12 protein-coding genes and 1 riboswitch are annotated in these 9,971 nt (G+C 60.5%); of the genes, 7 read left to right on the top strand and 5 right to left on the bottom strand.

Annotated elements, in window-relative coordinates:
• Together ACRC1E_RS07830 and ACRC1E_RS07825 are read left to right on the top strand one after the other, a co-directional pair.
• Window positions 1–602 (top strand): NADH-quinone oxidoreductase subunit N (locus tag ACRC1E_RS07830; RefSeq protein ID WP_438514545.1); only part of this gene is annotated, 602 nt, incomplete at its 5' end.
• Between the two features lie 79 nt (window positions 603–681).
• Window positions 682–993, top strand: coding sequence for a DUF2818 family protein (locus tag ACRC1E_RS07825; RefSeq protein WP_438514544.1), 312 nt, complete (start codon window positions 682–684; stop codon window positions 991–993).
• A gap of 49 nt (window positions 994–1,042) precedes the next feature.
• Here ACRC1E_RS07825 and ACRC1E_RS07820 read toward each other — a convergent pair whose 3' ends face one another.
• Together ACRC1E_RS07820 and ACRC1E_RS07815 are read right to left on the bottom strand one after the other, a co-directional pair.
• Entirely contained in the window at window positions 1,043–1,909 is an 867-nt protein-coding gene (locus ACRC1E_RS07820) for a lipid A biosynthesis lauroyl acyltransferase (protein ID WP_438514543.1), read from the bottom strand.
• Window positions 1,906–2,799 (bottom strand): lysophospholipid acyltransferase family protein, encoded by an 894-nt coding sequence (locus tag ACRC1E_RS07815; RefSeq protein ID WP_438514542.1) that lies wholly within the window; start codon window positions 2,797–2,799, stop codon window positions 1,906–1,908. The genes ACRC1E_RS07820 and ACRC1E_RS07815 overlap by 4 nt, the downstream gene beginning before the upstream one ends.
• A gap of 71 nt (window positions 2,800–2,870) precedes the next feature.
• Here ACRC1E_RS07815 and metK point away from each other — a divergent pair, with 71 nt between their 5' ends.
• The 4 genes from metK to ACRC1E_RS07795 all read left to right on the top strand — a co-directional run bounded on the left by metK (window position 2,871) and on the right by ACRC1E_RS07795 (window position 7,215).
• Window positions 2,871–4,040 carry a methionine adenosyltransferase gene (metK, locus tag ACRC1E_RS07810; RefSeq protein WP_438514541.1) on the top strand — a complete coding sequence of 390 codons (1,170 nt, stop codon included), beginning with the start codon at window positions 2,871–2,873 and terminating at the stop codon, window positions 4,038–4,040.
• Between the two features lie 107 nt (window positions 4,041–4,147).
• Window positions 4,148–4,212: riboswitch (S-adenosyl-L-homocysteine riboswitch) on the top strand.
• A 69-nt stretch (window positions 4,213–4,281) separates the two neighbouring features.
• Window positions 4,282–5,682, top strand: coding sequence for an adenosylhomocysteinase (gene ahcY, locus ACRC1E_RS07805; RefSeq protein ID WP_438514540.1), 1,401 nt, complete (start codon window positions 4,282–4,284; stop codon window positions 5,680–5,682).
• 109 nt (window positions 5,683–5,791) lie between these two features.
• Window positions 5,792–6,622 (top strand): methylenetetrahydrofolate reductase [NAD(P)H], encoded by an 831-nt coding sequence (gene metF / locus ACRC1E_RS07800; protein WP_438514539.1) that lies wholly within the window; start codon window positions 5,792–5,794, stop codon window positions 6,620–6,622.
• Window positions 6,623–6,699: 77 nt separating this feature from the next.
• Window positions 6,700–7,215 carry a type IV secretion protein Rhs gene (locus tag ACRC1E_RS07795; RefSeq protein ID WP_438514538.1) on the top strand — a complete coding sequence of 172 codons (516 nt, stop codon included), beginning with the start codon at window positions 6,700–6,702 and terminating at the stop codon, window positions 7,213–7,215.
• A gap of 23 nt (window positions 7,216–7,238) precedes the next feature.
• Here the strand turns inward: ACRC1E_RS07795 and plsY are convergent, their stop codons facing one another.
• Entirely contained in the window at window positions 7,239–7,868 is a 630-nt protein-coding gene (gene plsY / locus ACRC1E_RS07790) for a glycerol-3-phosphate 1-O-acyltransferase PlsY (protein WP_438514537.1), read from the bottom strand.
• A 71-nt stretch (window positions 7,869–7,939) separates the two neighbouring features.
• On the opposite strand from plsY, the gene folB reads away from it, so the two are divergent.
• Complete coding sequence (folB, locus tag ACRC1E_RS07785) at window positions 7,940–8,299, top strand: dihydroneopterin aldolase (RefSeq protein WP_438514536.1); 360 nt, start codon at window positions 7,940–7,942, stop codon at window positions 8,297–8,299.
• Between the two features lie 39 nt (window positions 8,300–8,338).
• On the opposite strand, the gene ACRC1E_RS07780 is transcribed toward folB, so the two are convergent.
• Together ACRC1E_RS07780 and purT are read right to left on the bottom strand one after the other, a co-directional pair.
• Window positions 8,339–8,725 carry a group II truncated hemoglobin gene (locus ACRC1E_RS07780; RefSeq protein WP_438514535.1) on the bottom strand — a complete coding sequence of 129 codons (387 nt, stop codon included), beginning with the start codon at window positions 8,723–8,725 and terminating at the stop codon, window positions 8,339–8,341.
• Between the two features lies 1 nt (window position 8,726).
• Complete coding sequence (gene purT, locus ACRC1E_RS07775) at window positions 8,727–9,926, bottom strand: formate-dependent phosphoribosylglycinamide formyltransferase (RefSeq protein ID WP_438514534.1); 1,200 nt, start codon at window positions 9,924–9,926, stop codon at window positions 8,727–8,729.
• Window positions 9,927–9,971 lie beyond the last annotated feature (45 nt).

The raw sequence follows: 9,971 nt of genomic DNA, 5'->3' as shown, positions 1-9,971 counted from the left end.
CCAATATCAAGCGCATGCTGGCCTACTCGACCATCTCGCACATGGGCTTCCTGCTGCTGGGCCTGCTGTCTGCCAACGAGCAGGGCTACGCTGCGGCCATGTTCTACGCCATGATCTATGTGCTGACGACGCTGGCCGGTTTCGGTATTCTGCTGGCGCTGTCCCGTGCCGGTTTCGAATGCGAGAAGCTGGATGATCTGAAAGGCTTGAACCAGCGCAATAGCTGGTACGCCTTCCTGATGCTGCTGGTGATGTTCTCCATGGCGGGCATTCCGCCGCTGGCCGGCTTCTATGCCAAGTTTGCGGTGATCAAGTCCGTCGTCGACCTGGGGTCGGTGCACATGGGTTTTGCCATGATGAGCTCGCTCTATCTGGCAATCTTTGCGGTGCTGATGTCGCTGATCGGTGCCTTCTACTACCTGCGCGTCGTGAAGAACATCTACTTTGACGACAAGCAGACCGATGCGCCCATCACCGTGCGCGGCGATATGAAGCTATTGCTGTCGGTGAATGCGCTGGCTTTGCTGGCGCTGGGGGTGATGCCGCAAGGGCTGATTGAACTTTGTATCGAAGCCATGCGTCAATCACTGGCCGTTCTGTAATTTATCGTTATCAAAACCGGACGGGCGTGTTGCGAATGTGCGCAACACGCCCGTTTTATTTGAATTTGTCAGGGAAAAAATGCAATCCAGTGTGATCGTCCTGCTCGTGCTCGCCATCATCGCGGCCAACTTACCCTTTATCCTGCCGCGCGTAGGCGGCTTTATGGCCGTCAAGCACAAGCACTTCGGCTGGCAGCTGCTGGAGCTGGTGGTGCTGTATCTGTTGATCGGCCTGCTGGCCCGCTTTCTGGAGGGCCGCCAGATGCCGGTACACGCGCAGAACTGGCAGTTTTACGTCACCACCATCGCGCTGTTCGCCGTGTTCGCGTTTCCGGGCTTTGCTGGCTGCTATTTCTGGAAGAAAAGAAGGGTGACTAGCCGCAAGGTGTAAGCGGGCAGAGGGCGGCACCGGCCATCACGCCATACCCCGCCCGCCGATATCAGTAGACCGAGGCTTCGCCTTCCGGCCGCGTCTTGAAGCGCTTGTGCAGCCAGTAATACTGCTCGGGCGCTTCCAGAATGCGTTGCTCCAGAAATTCGTTCATGCGCCGTGTATCGGCAACGATGTCGTCGCTGGGGAAGTTGTCCCATGCCGGATAAAAGCGCAGCGTGATGCCGTGTGCCGTGCGTAGCGGGATGGCCGGTACGATCTTCGCTTTGGCGAGACCTGCGATGCGCGATAGCCCCGGCACGGTCGCCGTCTGGACGCCGAAGAAGGGCACGAAGATGGAGTCGCGGCGGCCGAAGTCCTGGTCGGGCAGATAGAGGAAGGGCGCATGTTCCTTGCGCATCGCCTTGATGATGGCGCGCAGGCTTTCCTGGCGCGATACGATAAAGGCGTTATCGAAGCGGTTGCGCCCGGCGTACAGCTTTTTGTCCATCGCCTGGTTCTTCTGGTGCGAGTAGACGCTGACCAGCGGCACTTCCAGATTCAGGCGCAGCGCGGCCAGTTCGAAGCCGACAAAGTGCGGGTAGAACAGGATCACGTCTTCCCCCGCTTCCCTGCGGTCGGTCAGGTGATGCAGATCCTTGAGTTCAACCAGCTGCCGGATGCGCGCCGGGCTACTCCACCAGCAAATACCGTATTCCAGCACCAGTTGCAGCATATGGCCGAAGTGGCGGCGCAGGATGCGTGTGCGCTCGGCCGGCTTCATGGCAGGAAAACACAGCCGCAGATTGGTCAGCCCCACGCGGCGGCGGGCAGTGGCGAAGGGGTAAACGAGTGCGCCAAGCAGCCGCGACAGCAGCGCGATCAGGGACAGTGGCAGCAGGCGGATCAGCCAGAGCAGGGCAAAAGCAAATTTCATGGGGCAGGTGTTTCCGTGTGGGGCCCGCTGGCGCCGGCCGGTGTCTTGTAGCGGTTATAGCTCCATAGATACTGGGTGGGGCAGCGGCGTATCAGTTGTTCGATCGCCTGATTCATCAGCATGCCATCTTGGGCTTTGTCGCCACTGAAGGGCGCGGGCAGCGGGCTGATATGCACGGCAAAGCCCTGTCCCGCCGGCAGGCGTTCGCCATAGAACAGCAAGGTGGCCACATTATTCATCTGGGCCAGCCGCGGCAGCAAGGTCATGGTGTAGGCCGGGCGGCCAAAAAAGGGTGCCCACACGCCATCGCCGCTGCCGGGCACCTGATCCGGCAAAATAATGGTGGCCTCGCCGTTTTTCAGCGCTTTCATCACTAAGCGTACCCCGGCAGGCGTTGCCGGCGCAGTTTTGACATTGTCGCGCATGCGTCCGCCCTGCATCACCGGCTCTAGCCACGCAAGCTTGGGCGGGCGGTACATGGCGGTCAGCGAAAAAGGCAGGCGTGACGCAATATAGCGCCCGGCAATATCGTAGGCCCCCAGATGCGGAGTCACAAAGATAATGCCCTGGCCGGCAGCCAGTGCGGTTTCCACATGTTCCCAGCCATCGCAGGACTTGATCAGCGCACAGATGTCAGCCGAATCACGGGTCCAGGCAAGGGCCAGTTCCAGCGTGCCTTTCCCGGTTTCGGCAACACTTTTTTTGACATATTCTTGATAAACCTGATAATTGGCGCAAACTCCACTTTTTTTCAGGTTTTCTTCGATCCTCGCAGCATACTGCGGGGAGGTATGGTAGGTAATCCTGCCCAGTAGGGCACCAATAGCTTGTAGCCAGCCTAGCGGTAGCCGGGCAAGGGCCGCGAGCAGAATTTGAGCGAGACGGGACATGATTGTCCTTGTAGCTTGGTCAAAGCGGGTCATTCTACCACCAACGTGAAGCCATCTCTTTGGGAACATCCATGAGCGAATATCTCTTTACCTCCGAATCCGTATCCGAAGGCCATCCCGACAAGGTTGCCGACCAGATCTCCGATGCCATTCTTGACGCCGTATTGCGTGAAGATCCCAAGGCACGCGTTGCCGCCGAAACGCTGGTCAACACCGGTCTTGTGGTGCTGGCCGGTGAAATCACCACCCATGCCAACGTCGACTATATCAAGGTTGCCCGCGAAACCATCAAGCGCATCGGCTACGACAGCTCGGAGCTGGGCTTTGACTACCACGGTTGCGCGGTGCTGGTCGGTTACGACAAGCAAAGCCCGGATATCGCCCAAGGCGTGAACGAAGGCGAGGGCGTAGATCTGGACCAGGGCGCCGGTGACCAGGGCCTGATGTTCGGTTATGCCTGTGACGAAACCCCGACGCTGATGCCGTTCCCGATCTACTACGCCCACCGTCTGGTGCAGCGTCAGGCCGAGCTGCGCAAGGACGGCCGCCTGCCATGGCTGCGCCCGGATGCGAAAAGCCAGATCACCTGCATCTACGACACCGCCACCGGCCTGCCCAAGTCCATCGATACCGTGGTGCTGTCCACCCAGCACAGCCCGGACATCGACCACAAGACCCTGACCGAAGCCGTGATCGAAGACATCATCAAGCCGGTGCTGCCGCCGGAAATGATCACCGCCGCCACCCGCTATCTGGTCAACCCGACCGGCCGTTTCGTGATTGGCGGGCCGATGGGTGACTGCGGCCTGACCGGGCGCAAGATCATTGTCGACACCTACGGCGGTGCTGCGCCGCACGGCGGCGGTGCTTTCTCCGGCAAGGACCCGTCCAAGGTCGACCGTTCGGCCGCTTACGCCGGCCGTTATGTTGCCAAGAATATTGTCGCTGCCGGCCTGGCGCGCCAGTGCCAGATTCAGGTTTCCTACGCCATCGGCGTGGCGCAGCCGACCTCGATCTCGGTTGACACCTTCGGCACCAACACCATTCCGAACGAACGCATCGTCGAGCTGGTGAAGCGCCACTTTGATCTGCGCCCGAAAGGCATCGTGCAGATGCTGGACCTGCTGCGCCCGATCTACACCAAGACCGCCGCCTACGGCCACTTCGGCCGCGAAGAGCCCGAGTTCACTTGGGAGCGCACCGACAAGGTCGAAGCGCTGCGCGCCGACGCAGGGCTGTAATGCTTCTTGTCAGCTTGTGAAACTAGAAAACGGATCGCTTTGAGCGGTCCGTTTTTGCTTATGGCATTTTGAATGCCATAAGTGTATTTTTGCGGCTATAATCTGCCCATTCCGGGGAGTGCTGCAAGGCTTGCGCCCCAGGCCCGGACCGCTTCAACCGCACTCACCTATGCAACCCGTGCCGGGCACGGGATGTCGGGTGAGCCGCATCCCTCCCGGCCTTCGTGACAGGAACAACACGATGGCTGAATTCACCGATTACCTCGTCGCCGACATCAATCTCTCGCAGTGGGGCCGCAAGGAGCTGGCGATCGCCGAGACCGAGATGCCCGGCCTGATGGCGCTGCGCGAAGAGTACAAGCACAGCCAGCCGCTACGCGGTGCGCGTATTGCCGGCAGCTTGCACATGACCATCCAGACCGGTGTGCTGATCGAAACGCTGGTGGCGCTGGGTGCCGATGTGCGCTGGGCTTCGTGCAATATCTTCTCGACCCAGGATCATGCCGCTGCCGCCATTGCCGCTGCCGCTATCCCGGTGTTCGCGTTCAAGGGCGAGAATCTGGACGAGTACTGGGAGTATTCGCACCGCATCTTCGAATGGCCGGAAGGCGAGCCGGCGAACATGATTCTGGACGACGGTGGCGACGCGACCTTGCTGTTGATGCTGGGTAGCCGCGCCGAAAGCGATATCGGCGTGATCGGCCATCCATCCAATGAAGAAGAAACCGCGCTGTTCGCGTCGATCAAGCGCCATCTGGCGCTGGACCCGCACTGGTATTCCAAGCGTCTGGCGCATATCAAGGGCGTGACCGAGGAAACCACCACCGGCGTGCATCGCCTCTATCAGATGCAGAAGGATGGCTTGCTGCCGTTCCCGGCATTCAACGTCAACGACTCGGTAACCAAGAGCAAGTTCGACAATCTGTACGGCTGCCGCGAATCGCTGGTGGACGGCATCAAGCGTGCAACCGACGTGATGATCGCCGGCAAGGTGGCGGTGGTGCTGGGTTATGGCGATGTGGGCAAGGGCTGCGCGCAATCCTTGCGCGGTCTGGGTGCGACGGTGTGGGTGACCGAGATCGATCCGATCTGTGCGCTGCAGGCGGCGATGGAAGGCTATCGTGTGGTGCGTATGGATGAAGTCTGTGGCGATGTGGATATTTTTGTCACCACCACCGGCAACGTCGGTGTGATCACGCACGCGCATATGCAGAAAATGCGCAATAACGCCATCGTGTGCAATATCGGCCACTTCGATTCCGAGATCGAAGTCGCCAGCCTGCGCCAGTACCAGTGGGACAATATCAAGCCGCAGGTCGACCATATCATCTTCCCCGATGGCAAGCGCATCATCCTCTTGGCTGAAGGCCGTCTGGTGAATCTGGGCTGCGGTACCGGCCACCCGAGCTTTGTGATGTCCAATAGCTTCACTAATCAGGTGCTGGCGCAGATCGAGATCTTCTGCAACGGTGCAAAATACGGCCGTGAAGTGTATGTGCTGCCCAAGCATCTGGACGAGAAAGTCGCCCGCCTGCATCTGGCGCGCATCGGCGCGCGGCTGACCGAGTTGTCCGATGAGCAGGCAAGCTATATCAGCGTGTCCAAGGATGGCCCGTACAAGCCGGCACATTACCGCTATTGATCGGGTGTGATGGGGCGGCTATTTGCAGCCTTGCCATCACGCTATGCGGCTGCCTGCGATGCCGGCAAGAGCATCCGGGCAGTCTGGCTGCCAGTACAAGGGGGATACCATGGACAAGCGCAATTTCAGTTTCGAGTTTTTTCCGCCCAAGACCGACGAGGGCATGGCCAAGCTGCGCAATACGCGGGCACAACTGGCACAGTTCAAGCCCGAGTTTTTCTCGGTGACTTTCGGTGCCGGCGGCACCACGCGCGAAGGGACGCTGGCGGCGGTGCTCGATATCCGCGGAGCAGGGCTGGCTGCCGCGCCGCATTTGTCGTGCATCGGTTCGACGCGCGACAATATCCGTTCGGTGCTGAACGAGTACCGCGAGCACGGCATCCGCCATATCGTGGCACTGCGCGGCGACATGCCGTCAGGTATGGTCGAGGCCGGGGAGTTCCGTTACGCCAACGAACTGGTGAGCTTTATCCGTGCCGAGCATGGCGACCACTTTCATATCGAAGTGGCGGCTTATCCCGAGTTTCACCCGCAGGCACGTTCGGCCGAAGAGGATATGGCCAATTTCGTGCGCAAGGTCGAGGCCGGCGCCAATTCGGCCATGACCCAGTATTTCTTTAATGCCGATGCTTACTTCCGCTTCGTGGACGAGGTGCAGGCGCGGGGGGTGGATATTCCGGTGGTGCCGGGCATCATGCCAATTTCCAACTTCGGCCAGTTGGTACGCTTTTCGGATATGTGTGGTGCCGAAGTGCCGCGCTGGCTGCGCTTGCGCATGCAGGCCTATATGGATGACAGTGCCTCCATCCGTGCGCTGGGGCTGGATGTGGTGACCGAACTGTGTGACCGCCTGCTGAGCAATGGTGCGCCGGGCCTGCATTTTTATACGCTGAATCAGGCCGGGCTGGTGTCTACCGTCTGGCAGCGGCTGGGTCTGTAGGGCGGCATCGTCCATACTGGAAAGCGCGCAGATGACGAGTCTGCGCGCTTTTTTGATTGGAGGGCAGGGTGAGGCGCTTGAGTGCGGGGGAAGTGGCGCTGTGCCGGCGCGTGTTTGCCGATGCTATCGACTATGGCCGGGTCCGGGTGCATGCCCGTGGCTATTTACCGTGGCTGCGGCATATTGCGATGGCGCCGAACGGCAGCCTCTATTTTCCCGGGCGCGGCGGCCTGTATGTGGACGATTTTTCGCTGGCATCACCCCGGCTGCAGCTTTTGTTCGTGCACGAGATGGCTCATGTCTGGCAATACCAGCGGGGCTACCGGCTGCGTCTGGCCGGCGTGTGTTTGCTGGCGCAAGGCGGCTATGGCTGGCGTGATGCCTATGCCTATCAGCCACTGGAAGGGCGTGCGTTTCGGAGCTTCAACTTCGAGCAGCAGGCCGAGTTGCTGTCGCACTACTATGGCGCGCAAGTCTTGCAGTTGCCGGCCTTGCTGCCGCGCCTGCCCTGGTTGCGCGCGGTATTGCAGGACTTTCAGGCAAATCCGTCAGACCGGAGCTTATTGCCGCTTTCCTATCGTTTGCGAAACTGACCAAGGGGCCACAGCCCCTAGGATCAGGATTTGTCTTCTGGCGTGGTCTTTTCGCCGATCTTGCCTTCCTGTCCGGTCAAGAGATTGACCAGATTGGATTTGTGGCGGTGGATCACCAGAATGGCGATGATGATGCAGGTGCCGAAAAACGGGCTTTGCGGGCCGATGATGAAGTAGGCGAATACCGGCGACAGTACGCAGGCGATCAGTGCCGCCAGCGACGAGATCTTGAGCACCCGCGCCATAAATAGCCAAGTTGCGATAGCGGCCAGCGCCAGCCAGAGGTTAAAGCCGAGCAGGACGCCGACTGCCGTGGCGACGCCCTTGCCGCCCTTGAAGCCGAAGAACACCGGCCACATATGGCCGATCAGCACGGCTAGTGCCACCATGGACACTTCCTGTGCCCCCAGTCCATAGCGTGGCCCGAACCAGGCGGTCAGCGCAACAGCTAGCCAGCCCTTGGCGCCATCTCCCAGCAGGGTCAGTACCGCTGCCAGCTTCTTGCCGGAGCGCAGTACATTGGTGGCGCCGGGGTTGCCCGAGCCGTAGCTTCTGGGGTCGGCCATGCCCATGGCGCGGCTTACGATCACGGCAAACGAGAGCGAGCCTAACAAATAGGCGGCGGCGATGAAGGCAAAGGCTGTCGTGGTCATGGCGAATACACTAGAATGCGGGGTTTGGATTTTACGGTATCGAGCGGCATTTCCCAACGCCGTCAGCACAGATGGACATTATTTTTCTGCGAGAAGTGCGCGCGTCTACCCTGATCGGCGTGTATGACTGGGAGCGCGAAGCGCCCCAGACCCTTGAAATCGACCTTGATATCGGCATTCCGAGCGAAGTGCCGTGCCATAGCGATGATATCGGCGACACCATCCATTATGGCGAGGTGGTCGAGCGCGTACGCGCATCGCTGGCCGAACAGCATTTCCTGTTGATCGAGGCATTGGCCGAGCATATTGCGCATTTGGTGCGTGACGAGTTCGGTGCGGCCTGGGTGCGGGTGTCGATTACCAAACCCGGCATTCTGCCCGATGTGGCCAAGGTCGGGGTCACCATCGAGCGTGGCCAGCGCCAGCGCTGACAGCAGCCCCTCTCCCGCAAGGAGAGGGGCTGTGTAGGGCTACTCGGGCTGATTGCGCATGAAGTCGGCGGTATTGTAAAACGCCTCGATCAGCTTGGCCTTGAGCCAGTCTTCCAGTATCAGTTCATCGACCGCGCGCTGCATGCAGGCCATCCATTGGTCGCGTGCCCGGCTATCGACGGCAAACGGCAGGTGACGCTGGCGCAGGCGCGGATGGCCGTAGGCTTCCATATACAGCGCCGGCCCGCCCAGCCAGCCGGACAAAAACAGATACAGCTTTTCGGTCGAGCCGGCGAGGTCGGCCGGATGCATGGCGCGCAGTTCGGCAACAGACGGCTCCGTGTCCATGATGGTATAGAAGCGCTCGCATAGATGACGCACCACGCCGGCACCACCCATCAGCTCGTAGGGTGTCATTTCAGCCATCTCATTCTCCTTTGACGGGAATAACCCGCGCCGCCGCCGTGCGTGCGCGCTCGCGTGCTTCGTCCACATCGGCGGCATGGGCGATGGCTACACCCATACGGCGACGCATAAAGCTCTCTGGCTTGCCGAATAGGCGCAGGTCGGCGCCTGGGGTGGCCAGTGCCACCTCAATGCCGTCAAAAGCGATGCCAGAGCCCTCCATGCCGCCATAGATCACGGCCGATGCCCCCGGGCTGGACAGGCTGGTGTCTACCGGCAGCCCCAGAATCGCGCGGGCGTGCAGTTCAAACTCGGAATAGCGCTGGCTCGCCAGGGTAACCAGGCCGGTGTCGTGCGGGCGCGGGCTGACTTCGGAGAACCATACCTCGTCACCCTTGACGAAGAGTTCCACCCCAAACAGCCCCCAGCCGCCCAGTGCCTCGGTGACCTGGCCGGCAATTTCGCGTGCGCGTGCAAGTGCCTTGTGGCTCATCGCCTGTGGCTGCCAGCTCTCGACATAGTCGCCGTTCTGCTGGCGGTGGCCTATGGGTTCGCAATAGTGGGTTGTGGTGCCGCCTTGGCTGTCGTTAGCGCGCACCGTGAGCAGGGTGATCTCGTAATCGAAGTCGACCAGTCCCTCGACAATCACCCGCCCCTTGGCGACACGCCCGGCGGATGCGGCGTAGTCCCATGCCGCATCGACTTCATCGGCACTCTTCAGGAAGGATTGCCCCTTGCCGCTGGAAGACATCACCGGCTTGATAAAGCAGGGGAAGCCGATGGCGGCGGTAGCAGTACGCATTTCTTGCAGCGAGCCGGCAAAAGCATAGTCCGAGGTGGGGAGCCCCAGTTCGGAGGCCGCCAGTGTGCGTATGCCTTCGCGGTTCATGGTGAGATTGACGGCACGGGCAGTGGGCACCACGGTGGCCAGACCTTCGGCTTCGATCTTCAGCAGTTCTTCGGTGGCGATGGCCTCGATCTCGGGCACGATGTAGTGCGGACGCACGGTTTCTATCAAGGTACGTAGCGCCGCCGCATCATGCATATTGATCACATGGCTGCTGTGTGCGACCTGCATGGCTGGCGCGTTCGGGTAGCGATCAACAGCAATAGTCTCGACGCCCAAGCGTTGCAGGGCGATGACGACCTCCTTGCCCAGTTCGCCGCTGCCCAGCAGCATGACACGCGTTGCAGAAGGGGTATGGGGGGTTCCGATGCGCACGCTGTCTCTCCTTGGTGTGTAAGAAATCGCGCGCATCTTAACATG

This window comes from Craterilacuibacter sp. (assembly GCF_051659485.1).
Taxonomy (GTDB): domain Bacteria; phylum Pseudomonadota; class Gammaproteobacteria; order Burkholderiales; family Chromobacteriaceae; genus Craterilacuibacter.
Note: the sequence above shows the minus strand (reverse complement) of the source record. Positions and strands in the feature narration are given on the sequence as shown.